This window comes from Pantoea sp. UBA7232 (assembly GCF_002473195.1).
GTDB classification, from domain to species: Bacteria; Pseudomonadota; Gammaproteobacteria; order Enterobacterales; family Enterobacteriaceae; genus Pantoea; species Pantoea eucrina.
Genome location: NZ_DKTK01000006.1, coordinates 649,585 through 668,970, shown reverse-complemented (window position 1 = coordinate 668,970; position 19,386 = coordinate 649,585). Strand labels below are relative to the sequence as shown.

At 56.0% G+C, this 19,386-nt stretch carries 16 protein-coding genes; all 16 read right to left on the bottom strand.

The window, feature by feature from the left end:
- Nucleotides 1-254 precede the first annotated feature (254 nt).
- Nucleotides 255-1,676, bottom strand: a complete 1,422-nt coding sequence (locus tag B4056_RS06570) for a YchO/YchP family invasin (RefSeq protein WP_071668915.1) — start codon at nucleotides 1,674-1,676, stop codon at nucleotides 255-257.
- 171 nt (nucleotides 1,677-1,847) lie between these two features.
- Nucleotides 1,848-2,489 (bottom strand): protein phosphatase CheZ, encoded by a 642-nt coding sequence (gene cheZ / locus B4056_RS06565; protein WP_039384014.1) that lies wholly within the window; start codon nucleotides 2,487-2,489, stop codon nucleotides 1,848-1,850.
- 9 nt (nucleotides 2,490-2,498) lie between these two features.
- Nucleotides 2,499-2,888, bottom strand: coding sequence for a chemotaxis response regulator CheY (gene cheY / locus B4056_RS06560; protein ID WP_039384013.1), 390 nt, complete (start codon nucleotides 2,886-2,888; stop codon nucleotides 2,499-2,501).
- Between the two features lie 39 nt (nucleotides 2,889-2,927).
- The gene (locus B4056_RS06555) at nucleotides 2,928-3,977 is read right to left on the bottom strand and encodes a protein-glutamate methylesterase/protein-glutamine glutaminase (RefSeq protein WP_039384011.1); all 1,050 of its coding nucleotides are present in this window, start codon (nucleotides 3,975-3,977) and stop codon (nucleotides 2,928-2,930) included.
- The gene (cheR, locus tag B4056_RS06550; protein ID WP_039384010.1) at nucleotides 3,974-4,849 is read right to left on the bottom strand and encodes a protein-glutamate O-methyltransferase CheR; all 876 of its coding nucleotides are present in this window, start codon (nucleotides 4,847-4,849) and stop codon (nucleotides 3,974-3,976) included. The genes B4056_RS06555 and cheR overlap by 4 nt, the downstream gene beginning before the upstream one ends.
- 103 nt (nucleotides 4,850-4,952) lie before the next feature.
- Nucleotides 4,953-6,632, bottom strand: coding sequence for a methyl-accepting chemotaxis protein (locus B4056_RS06545; protein WP_039385812.1), 1,680 nt, complete (start codon nucleotides 6,630-6,632; stop codon nucleotides 4,953-4,955).
- 242 nt (nucleotides 6,633-6,874) lie between these two features.
- The gene (locus tag B4056_RS06540) at nucleotides 6,875-8,551 is read right to left on the bottom strand and encodes a methyl-accepting chemotaxis protein (protein WP_071668764.1); all 1,677 of its coding nucleotides are present in this window, start codon (nucleotides 8,549-8,551) and stop codon (nucleotides 6,875-6,877) included.
- 165 nt (nucleotides 8,552-8,716) lie between these two features.
- Nucleotides 8,717-10,393, bottom strand: coding sequence for a methyl-accepting chemotaxis protein (locus B4056_RS06535; RefSeq protein ID WP_288654146.1), 1,677 nt, complete (start codon nucleotides 10,391-10,393; stop codon nucleotides 8,717-8,719).
- Between the two features lie 69 nt (nucleotides 10,394-10,462).
- On the bottom strand, nucleotides 10,463-10,960 hold the full coding sequence (gene cheW, locus B4056_RS06530) for a chemotaxis protein CheW (RefSeq protein WP_039384003.1): 498 nt from the start codon (nucleotides 10,958-10,960) through the stop codon (nucleotides 10,463-10,465).
- A 22-nt stretch (nucleotides 10,961-10,982) separates the two neighbouring features.
- Nucleotides 10,983-12,959: a chemotaxis protein CheA gene (gene cheA / locus B4056_RS06525; protein WP_190289144.1), complete on the bottom strand. Its 1,977-nt coding sequence runs from the start codon at nucleotides 12,957-12,959 to the stop codon at nucleotides 10,983-10,985.
- 10 nt (nucleotides 12,960-12,969) lie between these two features.
- Nucleotides 12,970-13,986 (bottom strand): flagellar motor protein MotB, encoded by a 1,017-nt coding sequence (gene motB, locus B4056_RS06520; protein WP_039383998.1) that lies wholly within the window; start codon nucleotides 13,984-13,986, stop codon nucleotides 12,970-12,972.
- Nucleotides 13,983-14,870 carry a flagellar motor stator protein MotA gene (motA, locus tag B4056_RS06515; protein WP_039383995.1) on the bottom strand — a complete coding sequence of 296 codons (888 nt, stop codon included), beginning with the start codon at nucleotides 14,868-14,870 and terminating at the stop codon, nucleotides 13,983-13,985. The genes motB and motA overlap by 4 nt, the downstream gene beginning before the upstream one ends.
- A gap of 133 nt (nucleotides 14,871-15,003) precedes the next feature.
- Complete coding sequence (gene flhC, locus B4056_RS06510) at nucleotides 15,004-15,582, bottom strand: flagellar transcriptional regulator FlhC (protein ID WP_071668763.1); 579 nt, start codon at nucleotides 15,580-15,582, stop codon at nucleotides 15,004-15,006.
- Entirely contained in the window at nucleotides 15,582-15,932 is a 351-nt protein-coding gene (gene flhD, locus B4056_RS06505; RefSeq protein WP_065649518.1) for a flagellar transcriptional regulator FlhD, read from the bottom strand. The genes flhC and flhD overlap by 1 nt, the downstream gene beginning before the upstream one ends.
- Before the next feature lie 1,081 nt (nucleotides 15,933-17,013).
- Nucleotides 17,014-18,450, bottom strand: coding sequence for an alpha,alpha-trehalose-phosphate synthase (gene otsA / locus B4056_RS06500; RefSeq protein WP_039383988.1), 1,437 nt, complete (start codon nucleotides 18,448-18,450; stop codon nucleotides 17,014-17,016).
- Nucleotides 18,447-19,235, bottom strand: coding sequence for a trehalose-phosphatase (otsB, locus tag B4056_RS06495; RefSeq protein ID WP_039383986.1), 789 nt, complete (start codon nucleotides 19,233-19,235; stop codon nucleotides 18,447-18,449). Before otsB ends, otsA begins: the two co-directional genes overlap by 4 nt.
- Nucleotides 19,236-19,386: the final 151 nt, after the last annotated feature.

Below are 19,386 nucleotides of genomic sequence, written 5' to 3'. Positions count from 1 at the left end.
AAAAGGGAGTCAGCGACGAAATTTCAATGGGTTACGGCAGGCTGCTATTCACTTATTTTGCATAAAAAGTGAATATTACGGTTGCGCCGCCGCTAAGGCAGCAAATTATTTAGCGGATTTATGCATTTATGGAAGGAAATGTTGCTTTTGTGATCGCACAACAAATATTTCGCCATAACAGGGCAGATGGCGCGCGCTGGCAGCGCAGCACGCGCTATCGTGGTGCGAAAAAGCGCCTTCGCGCACGGGGGCGATCAGGGCGCCATGATATCGAAGCTGTCCTGGTTTTGTGGCGCCAGTGCCACCGGCGGCTGCAGCTGAAGATCGATCCAGTTTGACGTCACCCGCTGCTGTTTGCTGTCTTCAACCGTTACCGACAGACGATAGTGATTCGTTGCGCCTGGCGACGTGTCCCAGGCGGGCATAATAATACTCCAGCCCTGCGGATCGTCAGGCCGGGTCCCCGGCGTCAGGCTCAGCGCCTGCGTGTCGCCCTGCCAGCTTACTTTACGTACCGGATTCGCGCTGCGGATCTGCACTTTCAGCGACAGACTCTCACCAGGATTCAACTGCCACGGCGGCGTGGCGAGAAAAACAGAGAAGGTTTTTCGCTGGCGAAAAGCCAGAACCGGCGTCGAGCTGCGCGTCACCGTATCGTAGCGGCTGCCGCGCAGCGAACGGGTGGCTGCAACGTTATCCGGGCTGAGCTGCTGGCTGAGCGCCACGCCGAACCGGTAGTTAAGGTGCAGCCCGAGCTGATCCTGACTCTCCCCTTCGCTGCTGGTTTTGTGGCTGGCGGAAACGGTGACCAGCGGCACTGGCGTATAGGAGAGGCCCAGCGTCAGCGCAGAGGGGTTGTGATACGTGTTGCCGGAGTTGAACAGATCGACATTGTTGCCCAGATACTGCTGCCAGCTAACGGAGACGCCCAGCTGACGATAAAACGGCAGATAGCCGCGCGTGGTAACGTCATAACCGCGCGCCAGCCGCTGCTGCTGAAACGGATTGCGGTTGCGCCAGCCTGAGAGCGGCGTGTAGTAGTTGGCTGAAAAGCGCAAAAAGTCAGACCAGGCCTCCGTACCCACTGATGCCCGCTGCAGCCCGCTGTCGAACATACGATCGACAAATCCGTTATAACCAAGCAGCCAGTTGCCCGCCACCCAGCGCTGACCCAGGCCAGCATTACCAATCAGCCCGTTATCCGTCTGATGCACGCCCAGCTCGCTGAAGGTCAGATAGTTATAGCGATCGGCCCACGGCGTCAGCAGCGACGCCCCGCTGCCGCTGAAGTTACCTTCCATGTCGACATTAAGATCGATTTGCGCCTGACCGTAAGGCGACAGCAGCAGCTGCCCTTCATCCGCCACCCGGGTGGCCACCTCATCGCGAAAGTGATTAAACGCCCAGATCCCGGCCTGCTGCCCGAGCGACGTCTCACTGTCACCGTTCTGGCTCGCTTCGCCGATGCTCTTTGCGATGGTCGCCAGTTTTTTACTTAAGACGTCGCTATCAGCGTTATAGCCCAGCGCCGGCAGGTCATCAGCCATTTGCCGGAAGTGAGCGGGATCGGTAAAGGGCGCGTCAGCCACGCGGGTAGCGGTCGTCAGCGCCAGCGCAGGCAGCGCTACGCCAGTCAGGCAGAATGGCAGAAGTGTGCGGATAAGCAGTGGCAACATAAAATCAGCTATCGTTTCGGTAATAAAGTAGACGGCGATCACAAAACGGCAGATCTAACCTTATCACACTCTGCTGATTCTGCAGGCAATTTAGGAGGATTTACGGAAAGCGGTGCGGGCGTATGGCAGAGCAGTGCAGAGACAGACCGGGTGCCTGTCTCTGCGCTGCGGTTAAAAACCTAAGCTGTCCAGCAGATCATCAACCTGATCCTGACTGGAAACCACGCCAGGGGCATTAGCGTGGATCTGCGGGCCGTTCAGCAGGCTGGTGGCCTCTTTGCGCGCCGCCGCGTTTGCCTCTGGCATGTTCTCCAGCAGCACCATCAGCAGCTGCCGTTCAATTTCCTGGATGACATCCATCATGCGCTTGATCACCTGACCCGTGAGGTCCTGAAAATCCTGCGCCATCATAATATCCAGCAGCTGCTTGTTGGTGAATGACGTGTGCTGCGGCACCTCAGCGAGAAACTCACGCGTATCCGAAACCAACTCGCGCGCATCAGCAAGCTCAATCGGGTTTTCAAACCACGCATCCCAGCGCCCTTTTAACTGCGTGGCGCCCGCTTCCATCTTATCCTGATGCGGCTGTGACGCTTCCACGCTGTTCAGCGCGCGTTCTGCTGCCTGCGCCGTCATCTGTACTACATAATCCAGACGATCGCGGGCATCCGGGATCGCTTCTGCGGCTTCGGCAATCGCCTGATCCAGCCCGAGTTCACGCAGGCTGTCGCGCAGCATACGCGTCAGCGAGCCAATTCGGACAATAATGTCGTGTGCCGAGGCTTCTTCAGTTGATTTCGGAAGGTCGCTCATCACATCTCCTTACATGCCCAGTTTTTCGAATATTTTACCCAGCTTCTCTTCCAGCGTGGCGGCGGTGAAAGGTTTCACTACGTAGCCGCTGGCGCCAGCCTGAGCGGCAGCAATAATGTTCTCTTTCTTCGCTTCTGCCGTTACCATCAGCACCGGCAGCTTGCTCAGCGTGGCGTCGGCGCGAATGGTCTGCAGCAGCTGCAGGCCATCCATGTTTGGCATGTTCCAGTCAGAGACCACGAAGTCGAAGCCGCCTGCGCGCAGTTTATTCAGCGCATCAACGCCATCCTCGGCTTCTTCAACGTTATTGAAACCCAGCTCTTTCAGCAGGTTGCGGACGATGCGACGCATGGTGTTAAAGTCGTCCACTACCAAAAAGCGCATATTTTTATCAGCCATATCTACTCCTGTGTTGTCTCGTCCGGCAGGACGGGCTCGTTAAATTCGCAATGCCTGTCCGGCGCTAATTTTTGCCAGCATATGCTGGCTGATGTGGCCCAGATCGACCACTTCACTGGTGCCGCCCATCGCTATTGCTTCGCGCGGCATGCCAAATACCACACAGCTGGCTTCATCCTGCGCGATGGTCCAGGCGCCTGCGCGATGCATTTCCAGCATCCCGGCCGCGCCGTCATTTCCCATCCCGGTCAGAATGACGCCCACTGCATTTCGTCCTGCATTGACGGCCACCGAGCGAAACAGCACATCCACAGAGGGTTTGTGCCGGTTAACCGGCGGGCCATCATTAAGTTTTACAACGTAGTTCGCTCCGCTACGCCCCAGCTCCATATGCATTGCGCCTGGCGCGATATAGGCGTGACCCGGCAGAATACGTTCGCCATCCTCCGCCTCTTTCACGGTGATCTGGCAGAGCTTGTTCAGCCGCTCGGCAAACGAGCGGGTAAATCCCGGCGGCATATGCTGCGTGATCAGCAGCGCCGGACTGGTCGCCGGCAGCGGCTGCAGTACATGGCGGATCGCTTCCGTACCGCCGGTGGACGAGCCGATCGCAATCAGCTTTTCACTGCTGAGCAGCGGACCCGCTTTCAGCGTGACCGGCGCCGGCGACACGGTGCGCGTATGCAGCTTCGCCCGCGCCGCGCCGCGAATTTTGTCGGCGATCATCTGGCTGTAAGCCAGCATGCCCTCGCGGATCCCCAGCTGCGGTTTCGTGACAAAATCCACCGCGCCCAGCTCCAGCGCGCGCAGCGTGACTTCCGAACCCTTACCGGTGAGAGAGGAGACCATCACCACCGGCATCGGCCGCAGACGCATCAGTTTTTCCAGAAAGTCGAGACCATCCATACGCGGCATCTCAACATCCAGCGTCAGCACCTGCGGGTTGTACTGTTTGATTAAATCCCGCGCTACCAGCGGGTCCGGTGCCGTCGCAACCATCTCCATATCGGGATGGCTGTTGATGATCTCCGTCATCAGCTGGCGCATCAGCGCCGAGTCATCCACGCACATCACGGTGATTTTGCTCATCGTCTTTCCTTAGTCAGCCCATACACGGTCTGCCCGCGCAGCCAGAACTCTTTGCTGATCTGGCTGAAGTTTTCTGAATGCCCGGCAAACAGTACTCCGCCCGGCTTCAGCAGCGGAACAAAACGGCGCAGGATTTTTTCCTGAGTCTCTTTATCGAAGTAGATCATTACGTTGCGGCAAAAAATAGCGTCAAACGGGCCAGGCAGCGCCCACTCATTAGCCAGCAGATTAAGCTGCGAGTAGTGCACCATACCTGCCAGCTCAGGGCGGACGCGCACCATGCCTTCATGCGGGCCGGTGCCGCGCAGAAAGAAACGCTGCAGCTGCGATTGCGACAGCGTGCGCAGCTCCTCCTGGCGATAGACGCCCGCTACCGCTTTCTCCAGCACCTGCGTGTCGATGTCGCTGGCGTGAACCTGAAATTTGCCAGGTCCGGTGCCCAGCGTTTCAGCCAGCGTCATCGCAATGGAATAGGGCTCTTCGCCGGTTGACGCGGCCGTACTCCAGACGCTGTAGCTGCCGCTGCGTTTCCGGGCGTGTTCTGCCAGGATCGGGAAATGATGCGCTTCGCGAAAAAACGAGGTCAGGTTAGTGGTCAGCGCATTGATAAACGCCTGCCACTCCGCGCTGTTTGGATCCTGTTCAAGCAGCGCCAGATAGCGGCCGAAATCGTCGATATTCAGCGTCCGCAGCCGGCGAACCAGGCGGTTGTAGACCATCTCACGCTTATGATCGGCCAGGACAATACCCGCGCGCTGATAGATCAGCTGGCTGATACGACGAAAGTGCGTATCGGAAAGCGGCAGACGCTGTACCATCTGCGCAAGCAGCGTGGTCGGCTCATTTTGATCGAGGAACGTCGATTTCTTCATCTCGGGCCATCCGGCAACAAACTGTTAAGTGATAGTTCTCTGATTGCTACGCTGCTGCCGGTACTTACCGGGTAAGCGGGCCGCCCAAAGCGGCCCGGCTGCATTAAAAGGTTTCCCAGTTATCATCAGCGCCGCGTGCGCCAGTAGCGGGTGCCAGCGCTTTTTGCGCAACCGGCGATACCTTTTTTAACGCTGTAGATACGTTAACGGCCTGCGCGACAAATTCTTTACCAATATTGAACACGGCAACGGATTGTTTCAGGCGGCTGGCCTGCTCTTCCAGAGCGGCAGCGGCCGTCGCAGACTCTTCAACCAGCGCGGCGTTTTGCTGTGTTACCCGGTCCATTTCCGTCACGGCCACGCCCACCTGGTCGATACCTTTGCTCTGCTCATCGGAGGCGGAGGCGATTTCACCCATGATATCGGTCACTCGCGTTACGGCGCTGACGATCTCACTCATGGTTTCACCTGCGCTTTCGACCAGCACCGAGCCGGTGTTAACGCGGCTGACAGAGTCTTCAATCAGCGCTTTGATCTCTTTCGCCGCCTGAGCGCTGCGCTGTGCCAGACTGCGCACTTCACCTGCAACCACCGCAAACCCGCGTCCCTGTTCACCGGCGCGTGCCGCTTCTACGGCAGCGTTCAGCGCCAGGATATTGGTCTGGAATGCGATACCGTCAATAACGCTGGTGATGTCCGCAATTTTCTTCGAGCTGCCGGCGATATCTTTCATGGTGCTCACCACGCCATCGACCACTTTGCCGCCCTGCTGCGCGGTCTCTGAGGCGTTAAGCGCCAGCTGCGAGGCCTGACGTGCATTTTCTGCATTCAGTTTCACCGTGGCGGTAAGCTGCTCCATGCTGGCAGCCGTCTGCTCCAGCGAAGCTGCCTGCTGTTCGGTACGGGAAGAGAGGTCGTTATTGCCCATCGCGATTTCACTCGCGCCGGTATAGATAGCGTCAGATCCATCGCGTACGGTACGCACCGTGCGCGCCAGCTCCTGCTGCATCTCTGCCAGCGAACTGAGCAGATCGCCCACTTCGTTACGTACGCTGACGTCAATACTCTGGGTCAGATCGCCCCGTGCAATGTGGCGGATATGTTCAATGCTCTGCTTCAGCGGCCGGATCAGCGCTGAGCGCATTCCGCTCCAGACCAGCATAATCACCAGCAGCGTCACCAGCAGGGTGCCCAGCACCAGCATAATGGCGTGACGATATGCGCTCTCATTGGCGTCAACGCCCTGCTGCGCCAGGCCCAGATTAGTAGTGAGCCAGGCGTTGTAATCCTTTTCAAATTTGTCCTGCAGACTCTGCGTAGGCTGATCGACAAACCCTTTGAAGTTGCCTGAGCCGAGGAAAACCACCAGCTCAGCCAGCGCATCGCGGTAGGCTTTATAGTTGGCCTGCAGCGCCAGCACGTTCGCAGCGCTTTTGCCCTGCTCCGAAAGGCTGGCATTAAAATCGGCAAAGCCCGCATCGGCGGTTTGCAGCTCCTCATTGGCGAGCGCAACCAGCTCTTTCACCGTGGCCCCCGATCCTGCCATCTGGCTATCCTGTAAATAGCGAATACCGGCGCGGTTTAGCGTATTACGCGCCTGCACCAGCGATACCCAGGAGGTGCCCATGGCGCGCTGCAGGGTACTGAGGCGCTGGTTATAGGCAAAATTATCTTTATCAGCTTTTACCGTTGAGAAGAACATCCCACCGGAAAAGAGCTGCAGCAGCGCAAACAGCGCCAGCACGCAGAGCAGGCCGGAAACAACACGAATACGACTAAACATAAACACCTCATTGGTTGGCGGATCGCTGTAGTTATCGGCGTGGATGAGGGGATCTTTATGCACGCGGCACGCAGTTTATGCGTTGGGTGCAGAGGTGGCAGTAAGGCAGACCGGGCCAGGAGCGCATTAATGCGCTCCCTGCGGGATTAACGGGCTGGCATTCATGCCGGTGTCTGATTAGCCGTGAATGCGCAGTGTATAAGCATGCAGGGTCGGCATTTATGCCGACCTGGTAAAATCCCTCAAAACGTTTCCCAGTTCGTATCGCTGGCCGGGGCGGCGGTAGCGGCTTTGCGCGCCGGGCTGCGCAGCGGCTGCGGTTTTCTGCTCTCTGTCAGACGCTGAGCGGCCGGCGCTGCAGTACGCGGAATATGAAACACGGCAACCGACTGACTCAGCCTGCTCGCCTGCGCTTCCAGTGATGCGGCGGCGGCGGCGGACTCCTCGACCAGAGCGGCGTTCTGCTGCGTCACGCGATCCATCTCAGTGACCGCGTGACCCACCTGATCAATACCGCGACTCTGTTCATCTGACGCCGAGGCGATCTCGCCCATGATATCGGTGACGCGCGTGACGGCACCGACAATATCGCTCATGGTGTCACCGGCGGTACCGACCAGCTGCGAACCGGCGTTAACCCGCGTGACCGACTCTTCGATCAGCCCTTTGATCTCTTTCGCCGCCTGAGCGCTGCGCTGTGCCAGACTGCGCACCTCACCCGCCACGACAGCAAAGCCGCGGCCCTGCTCACCGGCGCGTGCCGCTTCAACGGCAGCGTTGAGCGCCAGAATATTCGTCTGGAACGCAATGCCGTCGATAACGCTGATAATGTCGGCAATCTTCTTTGAACTGCCGGCAATATCACTCATGGTGCGCACAACACCTTCCACCACGTCACCGCCTTTACGGGCAGTATCAGAAGCGCTCAGCGCCAGCTGCGACGCCTGACGGGCATTTTCAGCGTTCTGTTTTACCGTAGCGGTCAGCTGTTCCATGCTGGCAGCCGTCTGTTCCAGTGAGGCCGCCTGCTCTTCGGTGCGGGCGGAAAGGTCATTGTTGCCGGCAGAGATTTCGCTGGCACCGGTGAAAATCGCATCGGAGCCGTCGCGCACATCGCTGACGGTACGCACCAGCGACTGCTGCATCTCATGCAGGCTGGCCGCCAGCTGGCTCATCTCATTGCGTCCTTCCACCTGAATCGGCTGGGTCAGGTCGCCGGATGCGATATGTCGGATATGCCCCAGCAGCGCGTGCAGCGGACGGATCAGCACCACCCGCAGGCCAAACCAGCAGCCCGCGATCACCGCGATCACCACGACCATCACCGCGGCCAGCAGCCACATCATAGTGGTAAAGGCGCGCTGGTTCTGGACGACGCCTTTCGCCGCGAGTTCCGCCTGGGCAGTACGCCACTCTTCATAGGTCGCTTTCATTTTGACCTGGCGCGCCTCAATATTCTGCGCAAACATACCCTGCAGATCGTTGGCTTTCAGGCGATCGAGCATCGCTTTCAGGCCGTCGTTAAACGCGTTGTAGTCAGACTCCAGCCGTTCGGTTAAGGCTTCCGGCAGGCCCGGTGTGGAAGGAAGGTTGTAGTAACGCTGGTAGTGCTCTGCGGCCACGCTCAGCTGCTTTTCCGTCTGGGCAATCAGCGCATTGAGCTGTCCGCCGTTGGTTTGCGCTGCCATACTGCCCTGCATACGCAGCATGGCGCGGTTGAGCACGGTGCGGGTCTGATTAAGCTCAATCCACGCATCCGACATAGCGGCAACATTATTGGTAGAGGTCTGTGCGACGGCAAACGCCTCTTTATCTTTGTTCAGCGCTGACCAGAACAGGCCGCCCGAGAGCAGCTGCAGCGCGCCAAAAATCAGCAGCACGGCGATCAGACTGGTAACGACGTTGATACGTTTTAACATGGTGTCTCCAGGAAGAATTTTGACACCCTGTTATCGACGCCAGCCGCAATTAATTGAGGCGGTTTACGCTTCTTTGCGCCAGTCTGGTCCTATTGAAGCTTTTGAGCCTGATTAATAACTAAAAAAACTGCCCTCCGTCACGCATGACAGAGGGCATAACGACACTCAGAAGGTTTCCCAGTGGCTCTCTGCGCCTGTGGTCGTGGCCGCACGACGCGGTGCGGCAGCAACTGCAACTGCAGGCGGGGCAATCTGCGGATGACGCACGCCAGTCACCTGCGCAGCGCCTCGCGTAATGCGGAACAGCGCCACCGACTGGCTGAGGCGGCTGGCCTGCGCCTCCAGTGAAGCAGCAGCTGAGGCCGACTCTTCAACCAGCGCCGCGTTTTGCTGAGTGACCCGATCCATTTCAGTGACCGCGTGACCCACCTGATCGATACCCCGGCTCTGCTCGTCAGACGCTGAAGCAATTTCGCCCATGATATCGGTGACGCGCGTCACCGCACTGACTATCTCACCCATGGTCTCACCGGCGCTCTCTACCAGCACGGAACCACTGTTAACGCGCCGGACTGAGTCTTCAATCAGCCCTTTGATCTCTTTGGCCGCCTGAGCGCTGCGCTGCGCCAGACTGCGTACCTCACCGGCCACAACGGCAAAGCCGCGGCCCTGCTCGCCAGCGCGGGCGGCTTCCACCGCAGCGTTAAGCGCCAGAATATTGGTCTGAAATGCAATGCCGTCAATGACGCTGATAATGTCAGCGATTTTCTTTGAACTGCCGGCAATATCTTTCATTGTCGAGACTACGCCCTCGACAACCGTGCCGCCTTTCTGCGCCGTGCCTGAAGCGGTCAGCGCCAGCTGCGACGCCTGACGGGCATTTTCAGCATTCTGCTTCACCGTTGCCGTCAGCTGCTCCATGCTGGCCGCCGTCTGCTCCAGTGATGCAGCCTGCTGCTCGGTGCGCGCCGAAAGATCGTTATTACCGGCGGAGATCTCACTCGCCCCGGTAAAGATCGCATCTGCGCCGTCGCGCACGTCGCTGACCGTGCGCGTCAGCGCCTGCTGCATCTCATGCAGGCTGGTGGCCAGCTGACTCATCTCATTGCGCCCGGTGATGGTAATCGGCTGGGTAAGATCGCCCTGCGCAATATGCCGGATATGCTGGATGCTCTGATTAAGCGGCTGGATGAGTATCCGGCGCAGCCCGAACCAGCACAGAACACCAACGGCAATCACGACGGTCATAACGGTACCAATCAGCCAGAGCATACGGGCATAAGCCGCGCTGTTTTCTTCTGCGCCAGCCTGCGTAAGACGGTTCTGGTCGGCCCGCCAGCGCGTGTAATCAGCGTAAAAGGCGCTCTGGCTGGGCGCTACCGGCGCTTTATAGGCCTGTACCATATCTTTATTTTGCAGCGCGGCCTGCATTGCAGCCAGCGCCTGACTGTAAGCGCTGTAGCTCTGCTCCAGCTGCTGATTAAGCTGTTTATCCAGCCCCGGCGTATCAGGCAGATTACGGAACAGAGTAAAGTTGTCCGCAGCTCGCTGCTGGAAATCCCGACTCTGTAAGTAAAGTTCGCTGACATCAGCCTCTTTCCCCTCCAGTTTACCGGTAGTGATGCGCAGCAGCATACGCGTCAACACCACCCGGCTCTGGTTAAGGCTCATATAAGCATCGGTGATCGCCGCAAGATTCTGCGCAGAGAGCTGTGAGGCCGAAAAACTGGTTTTGTCATGATGCAGTGCGCGGATAAACAGCGATCCGGACGTCAGCTGCAGGGCAGCAAAAAGTACCAGTACCACCAGCAGGCTGGTGACAACACGAATTCGGGTAAACATAATGGGGTCCATCGAAACAGGATAGTGGTAAAGAAAAAGGGCCGCTCTGAGGCGGCCCGGCGGTAAGGTTTATACGCTGCGCAGCGTATCCATCAGCGCCATCTCTTCGCTGCTGAGCAGCTTTTCAATGTCGACCAGAATCAGCATGCGCTCGCCCAGCGCGCCGAGTCCGGTCAGATACTCGGTAGACATCGTCACGGCGAACTCCGGTGCCGGCCGGATCTGCTCATGCGTCAGCGACAGCACATCGGAAACGCCATCCACCACAATGCCGACCACGCGATGCTCCAGATTGAGCACAATCACCACGGTGTTATCGTTGTACTCGACGTCCGGCTGCGAAAACTTCACGCGCAGGTCGATAATTGGCACGATGACGCCGCGCAGATTGGTCACCCCTTTGATAAATTCCGGCGTATTGGCGATGCGCGTGACCTGATCGTAGCCGCGGATCTCCTGTACTTTAAGAATATCGATGCCGTACTCTTCATCACCCAGGGTGAATACCAGAAACTCCTGGCCGACGGTTTCGCCAGCGATTTTGGTCACGGTTGCCATGTCAGTCATTTTTTTGCCCTTTATTTATCAGTTATGCTGCGGCACCGGCCACACGCTTTTCACGGTTCAGCGACTGCAGTGCGGAGACGTCCACAATCAGCGCTACGCTGCCATCCCCCAGAATGGTGGCAGCAGAGATACCCGGCACTTTGCGGTAGTTACTCTCCAGGTTTTTCACCACCACCTGATGCTGACCGATTAACTGATCGACCAGCAGCGCATAGCGGCGGCCCGCACTCTGCAGAATAACCACGATCCCCTGCGTCGCATCGGTTTTGGCATTCTGCACATCAAAGACGTTCCACAGCTCAACCAGCGGCAGATATTCGCCGCGCACTTCCAGCACGCGCTCTCCGCCAGCCAGCGGCTTCAGCTCTTCTGCCGTTGGCTGCAGCGACTCCATGACGGCGTTCAGCGGCAGGATAAAGACTTCATCCGCTACGCGTACCGACATGCCATCCAGGATTGCCAGCGTCAGCGGCAGCAGAATACGAATGGTTGTGCCTTTGCCCTGTTTTGACGCAATCTCGACATGGCCACCCATCTCCTGGATATTACGTTTCACCACGTCCATACCCACGCCGCGTCCGGAGACATCGGTAACCTGCTCAGCGGTAGAGAAGCCGGGAGCGAAGATCAGCATGCCGACCTCTTCATCACTCATGCTGTCGCTGACCGGCAGCCCTGAAGAGAGCGCTTTAGCCAGAATGCGCTCGCGATTCAGGCCAGCTCCGTCGTCGATCACCTCAATACAGATATTGCCGCCCTGGTGCTCAGCAGAGAGCGTCAGATTACCCGTGGCGGTTTTATTGGTTGCCAGGCGTTTTTCCGGTGTTTCGATACCGTGATCCAGACTGTTGCGCACCAGGTGAGTTAACGGATCGATAATGCGCTCAATCAGGCTCTTATCCAGCTCGGTTGAGCTGCCCAGCAGCGTCAGCTCAACTTCTTTACCGAGCTTGCTCGCGAGGTCGCGTACCAGACGCGGGAAGCGGCTGAACACATACTCCATCGGCATCATACGAATCGACATCACCGACTCCTGCAGGTCGCGCGCGTTGCGCTCCAGCTGGCCCATGCTGTTGAGAAGATCGCCATGGGCGACCGGATCCAGCGCACCGGAACGCTGCGCCAGCATCGACTGGGTAATGACCAGCTCGCCGACCAGGTTAATCAGCTGATCCACTTTCTCCACCGCCACGCGAATACTGCTGGATTCGCTCGCTTTGGCCGGCGCCGCGGCGCGCTTGCTTTCGCGTTTTACTGCCGGTGTGATATCCGTTACCGTCGCGCTCTGCGGCGGCGCGGTTGCCGTTTCAGCTGCTGCTTCTGCAAGCGGGGCGGCGGCCTCTGCCTGCGGGAAGCGGATCTGCGCTTCATCGATGACAAAGCAGAGCACCGCAACGATGTCATCTTTATCCACACCTTCAATCGTGGCTTCCAGCGAATGCGTGCCTTTAACGACGTCGGTGACGCTGCCGAGGTTGCTCAGCTCCTCCAGCATCAGCTCTGGCTCTTTCTCTTTAAGATCGACCAGCTGCAGGCGCAGGCCGCGGCTGGCAGCCTTCGCCGCTGCAGGGATATCGACTACCGCAGCAGCAGGCGCTTCAGGCAGAATACCTTTCGCTTCCAGTGCCAGTTGACGCAGCGCCTCGCAGATGTAGTTAAAGCTCTCCGCATTAGGCTCCTGCGCAGTTTTATACGCATCGAGCTGTTCCTGCATAATATCTTTGGTTTCCAAAAACAGGTTGATGATGTCGGTGCTGAGCTGCATTTCGCCGCGGCGCGCACCATCCAGAATGTTCTCCAGGATATGGGTTGTCTCCTGTAAAACCGTAAAGCCAAACGTGCCCGCCCCGCCCTTGATAGAGTGAGCGGCACGAAAAATGGCATTTAACTGTTCGGCATCGGGCTCCTGGGGATCCAGTCCCAACAGGTGTTGCTCCATGTCCGCTAACAGCTCATCGGCCTCGTCAAAAAACGTCTGGTAAAAATCGCTGATGTCCATGCTCACGGGATCACCTCGGCTGTGAGGGTTGGTCTGGTGTTACCGCACCCGCAGCGGGCGCTGCGGTGACGGCGGGCGCTGCCGGAGCCGCCGAAGCGGTCGGTGCGGTCGCTGCCGACGCAGCCGGTCCGGCTGGTGCAGTGATAGTGGGAATCATATGTGCCGGATCGCTGACCTGAACGGCATCGCTTTCGGCATTCTCTTTTTCTATGGCGGCTTCAGTATCATGATTTAATACCAGCAGGCTGATACGGCGGTTGACCGCATCATCAGCGCCACGGTTTTTAAGCTTCATCGTGGCGGCCATCCCCACGACGCGCAGCATTTTGTTGCTGTCCAGCCCCCCGATAACCAGCTCCCGGCGGGACGCATTTGCCCGATCGGCGGAGAGCTCCCAGTTACTGTAGCCGCGTTCACCGCTGGCATACTGAAAGTCATCGGTGTGACCAGAGAGGCTGATTTTGTTCGGAATATCGTTTAGCAGCGGCGCAACCGCGCGCAGAATATCGCGCATATAGGGTTCAACCTCGGCGCTGCCGGTTTTAAACATCGGGCGGTTCTGGCTGTCGATAATCTGAATACGCAGCCCCTCCTCCACCATGTTAATAATCAGATGCGGCCGCAGCGCTTTCAGGCGAGGATCGGCTTCAATCAGCTGATCGAGCTTTTCGCGCAGCCGGTTAAGACGGATCTCATCCAGCTGGCGCTTTTGTGCATCCATATCCACCTGCTTTCTGACTTCGCCTTTCTGCTGGGTCGGATCGTCTCCGCCCCCCGGGATCGGGCTCTCGCTGTCGCTGCTGCGTGGTCCGCCCGTAACCGCAACTTTAAGCGGGGTTTTGAAATACTCGGCGATCTGAACCAGCTCCTGCGGATTGGCAATTGAGATCAGCCACATCACCATAAAGAACGCCATCATCGCCGTCATAAAGTCGGCATAGGCAATTTTCCATGAGCCGTGGCTGCCTTCATGCTTTTTATGTTTGCGCCGTTTAACCAGCACAATCGGGCGATTGTCGTGCTTCATGAACTCTGGTCCGAAGTCTGTTTAGCCGGGTTTTTAGCGTTGCGCACGTGCTCTTCCAGTTCAGTAAACGAAGGACGCTCTGTGGAATAAAGCGTTTTACGTCCAAACTCGACGGCGATCTGCGGGGCATACCCGTTCAGGCTGGAAAGCAGCGTAACCTTCACGCACTGCATCATCTTGGTGGTCTCGGCGCACTTCTGACGCAATACCGACGCGAGCGGTGAAATAAAGCCGTAGGCCAGCAGGATGCCGAGGAAGGTGCCCACCATGGCGTGCGCAATTAGCGCGCCCAGCTCTGCCGCCGGACGATCGGCTGACGCCAGCGCATGCACGACCCCCATTACCGCTGCAACAATGCCGAATGCCGGCAAGCCATCGCCGATGGCAGATAAACTTTGCGCTGGTACTTCGCACTCATGCTCATAGGTCTCGATCTCTTCATCCATCAGCGCTTCAATTTCAAAGGCATTCATGTTTCCGCTGACCATCAGACGCAAATAGTCGGTAATAAAATCCACTAACTGTTTATCGGTTAAAATACGCGGATAATTAGCAAAAATTTCGCTCTGCGAGGGATCTTCAATATCGCGTTCCAGCGACAGCATGCCCTGCTGACGGGATTTCGCCATCAGCCGATAAAGCAGCGCCATCAAATCCATATAGACCGCTTTATTATATTTAGAGCCGCGCATCAGCAGCGGCAGCGCCTTAAGCGTCTTCTTAATAGACTTACCGTTATTACCGACCAGAAATGCGCCGATACCTGCCCCGCCAATGATCAGCAGTTCAGATGGCTGATAAAGCGCCCCTAAATGGCCGCCGACCATCAGATAACCGCCCAGCACGGAACCAAGGACCACGATATAACCCAGAATAATCAGCACAAAAACATCCTTACGTCCGTAACGTGTTGGTGGAAGTTAAGCCAGAGGGCCGCAGGCGATATTCACAAATCGGAGGCAAAAAAAAGCAGCGGGGGTAACCCGCTGCTGGATGGCTTCCACAATGCGAACATACTTAAACGGCGCGTTTAACCTGTTCATCCAGCAGTTGTGGAAAGGTATCGGCAGTATCTGCAGAAAGTTTACGTCTTTTTACGGCACGTGAAGGCGGCTGGCACAGGCTGCAGACAAAGCTGCCCGCGGGCTGATGTGCATGATTAATAAAGCTGCCGTGACAGCTTTTGCAGTCAGAGAGTTCCAGCATCCCACTTTCAACGAATCGCACCAGGGTCCAGGCGCGCGTCAGCGCCAACAGCGGGCCCTCGTCCGATTGCGGACACTGCTCAAGGTAGAGACGGTAGGCCTGGATAACAGCCTCCACGCCGCTGCTTAAGCCGGTTTTGAGTAAAAACTGCCAGGCGTTACAGAACATCGAGGCGTGAATATTCTGTTCCCACGTCATGAACCAGTCGGTAGAGAATGGCAGCATACCTTTTGGCGGCGGCGCACCGCGCAGCTCTTTATATAATTTAATTAAGCGACCACGACTTAATTGCGTTTCACTCTCCAGCATCTGCAGACGGGCACCCAGCGTGATCAGCTCCATAGCCAGCTGAATATCACGCGCTTCCTGAACGATACTTTTATCGCTCATTATACTGCCCTCTTTTTGGTGCTGGTTTCAGTTTTTGAAACGCTGCGCAGCAGACGGCTGGATAACAGGATCCCGGTGTGAATTTGCTGCAGATCGTCGACACGTGATTCCTGCGTGAGACGATTAATTAAATTGTGATCGGTAAAGCGGAACTGACATACCAGCTGATTCGTTTCAGCCAGCTTTACCATTTCAGGTAAGGTTAACTGAGCGAGTGCATCTGCCATTGCTTCATCAATACCCAGACGAAACATAGCTGAAGGTTTTTCCTGGTTAATTAAGCGCTGCGCGAGCAGTAAATATGACAGATTGATGTCATATATATGTTTTAGTAATTCTGATGTTCCCATTTTTTCCATCCTGATAGACGCGGCATATATACGGCCACAGAATTTAATCTCTATGGTTCGGGTTGCTGGTTGGTAAATCTAAAGATGGCAAAAAATAAAATCAGGCATAAGCCAACATATATTTAATTGTTTCATTTCCTACCGGGACATTCAGTAGTAGCAGTCAAAATTCCAGGCCGTTTTTTCCTGAGTCTTAACCTTCTTCCCTGATGTCTTTTTATCGTTTTTTAAGACTAATCTGAAAACAACGCAAATCTATATGGTCTCCATCCGACATACAACGTGACCGGACCGGAATTTTAGATAAAGTGTGATCTGCGTCACACTTTTAAGGCAAATTTTTTTACCGAAGCTTCAGGGATGCTTGCGTTTTGTCTGTTTTTTGCTCAATTTTCAAATTTTCCGCTAATATTTCCTAAGGAATTTCTCATATTTCCGTTTAGTCGACACAGGTCACGTTATGCCGATCCTTTTGTTGCCATGTTGCGGTTATCTCATCACAACCCACTACCCCGGACCTCTGTTGCAGCACAAAACACCAGAAACACCCTTATTTTATAAGCTTTAAATTAATCACTTACAGGGAATATTGCCAGGTGGCATCACTCCCGCATCGTAAACAGCATGTAAAACGTGATGGCGCCTGACAAATGAAGTGTCAAGATAACGTCAGCAAAGGTGAGAAAACGGGTATGGATGTAACTGGCTGTTACATTAGCAAAATGAATGGGTGGTACAGAAAACGCACTGATGTATAACTATCATCGGCATGACCAGAGAAAACTTTAGCTCTGATAACAAAACTTACAAAATCACGGCTGTTTTTGCGTCAGATCCCGCATATTGCTCGCTCATCAACCGGTTAGCGGCACGACATATGAAATCGATTTCTTCTGTATTGCCGCTTCGGTTTCATCGCTTTTTACCGGAGCGCATGCGGATAAGCCGATCGGTAACAGTGAACGGGATGACAAATATGCTTAGCCGGGTTTCTCTTTTTAATAACGCTTTTTGGCGGGCGCACGGCAATAAAAAAGGGAGTGCATTAATGCACTCCCCCATAATCGCTTTCAGCTACCGGTTATGCCAGCTTCTGAAACGTGGCAACTTTATTTGCCGTCCCGTGATCGTCGCCGCGCGCGGGCAGCGCATTGAGATCGTGCAGGAACGTTTCGCGCCAGTGTGAAATATCCTGTTTACGCAGCACCGCCATCATATCGTTATAGCGGGTAATGCGTTCCGTACGTGACATGGTGAGCGCCTTATCCAGCGCCGCAGCCACTTCGTCACGATCGTAAGGATTCACAATAAGCGCCGAGGTCAGCTCGTTCGCTGCACCGGCAAAGCGTGACAGAACCAGCACGCCCGGGTCATCCGGATCCTGTGCCGCCACATACTCTTTCGCAACCAGGTTCATCCCGTCACGCAGAGGTGTCACCAGGCCGACATCGGTGAGACGGAAAATTTTCATCAGCAGACGGCGATCAAAATGCTGGTTGAGATAGTAAAGAGGCGTCCACCCCAGCGTGCCATATTTACCGTTGATGCGGCCCGCTTCGGTCTCCAGCTGGTGGCGGATGTCCTGATAGGCCTGCACATCGCCCCGCGAGGTCGGCGCAATCTGCGAGTAACGTATTTTCCCGCGATGCTGCGGGAAATTTTCCAGCAGCGCTTCATAAGCCAGAAAACGCTCGGGCAGACCTTTGGAATAATCGAGGCGCTCACAGGCGATGATGTTTTTGGCATCGCCCAGTTCACGCTTCATTGCAGCCATCTTAGGTGGCAGCGGCCCTTCCGCCATCTCTTTGATCGCGTCAGGTTCAATACCAATTGGATAGACTTCGGTCATAAACGTATTGCCGTAAGCCCGATGCTTTTTCTCGCCTTTGTTTTGCAGCTGCGTCTGCTGGCTCAGGCTGTCAAGAAACGCAACCCGGTCAGATTCGGTCTGGAAGCCCAGCAGATCATAATCGCTCAGCATCTCCAGCAGCTCCTGATGCGGCGGCAGCGCATTGAAGATTTCCGGCGTCGGGAAAGGAATATGTAAAAAGAAACCGATTCTGTTCGTCACGCCCAGCTTACGCAGCTCGGCTGCAAACGGCAGCAGATGATAATCATGAATCCACAGCACATCATCAGACTGAATCAGCGGTTTGAGACGATGAGCCAGCGCCGTATTGACCCGGCAGTACCCTTCCCAGGCTTCACGCTGATATTGCACCAGATCGAGCCGGTAGTGGAAAGCGGGCCAGATCACTGTGTTAGAGAACTGGCAGTAGTATTGATCATAATCGTTCTGGTTGAGCGGGAAAGAAGCATAGGTGATCCCATCATGCTCCAGTTTTGCCAGCGGCTCTTCCTCTTCACCCGAATATTCGCTGATCTCTCCGTTCCAGCCAAACCATAAACCACCGGTATTTTTAAGCGCATCAAGAATACCTACGGCCAGGCCGCCTGCGCTGCTTTTGCTTCCGTCGGGGATAGCAATACGGTTAGATACCACGACTAAACGACTCATAACCTGAACTCCTTACCAATATTGTCATGCTCTAATTGTAATAATAGTTGCTCCAGCCACTGCCAGACAGCGTTGGTGTCCGGCAGCCGGTAGCGCGCTTCACTGGGGCCTTCGCCAACTTTGACAGAGATGCCCTGTAGCGCATTGACCGCAAGAAAGCCTTTTTCATCGGTGAGATCGTCACCCACAAACACCGGAATACGTCCTGCAAAAGGCGCTTCCTGCATAAAAGTGTTAATGGCCGCACCTTTATCGATTCCCTGAGGTTTGATTTCGACCACGCATTTGCCCGGCTGCAGCGTGAGCTCAGAGAAGCGGCTAACAATCTGTTCCGCCAGCTGCATAATTGCCTGCTCATGCTCAGGGGCGTTGCGGAAATGCAGCGCAAACGCCATGCCTTTAGCCTCCAGCACTGCCCCTGGCCACTGGCTGAATGCCTGTTCCAGCTCATCATGCAGCGCTGAGGCAACCGTATCCGGCAGTGCATGACGATGAATCTGACCGGTTGCATCGCGGCGCTCTGCGCCGTGCACGCCCGCCGCCGGCGCTTCAAGCGGCGCTGCCAGCTTATCCAGCTGGGATATTGGCCGTCCGGAGACCAGCGCCAGCGCACCGTGGCTGAGATTAGAGATCTGCTGCAGATGCTGACGAACGCGGGCGGGAATGGTGACCTGATCGGGCTGTGCTTCAATGGCTGCCAGCGTGCCGTCAACGTCAAAAAAGAAGGCGTAAAGGCCGCCGCTTAACGACGGCAGGGTATTGATCTCGCTTACCACAGATGTCACGTCTCCTCCTTTTAAGGGTAAAAATCAGGATGTTCAGAGGCGTGCTGCAGATAAAACGCTTAGGGTAAACCACTAATAAATGCGCAACCTTTCCGGGTTAACGCCATGTATAACTGCATAACCTGACGCACAATGAACATCGGCAGCAATA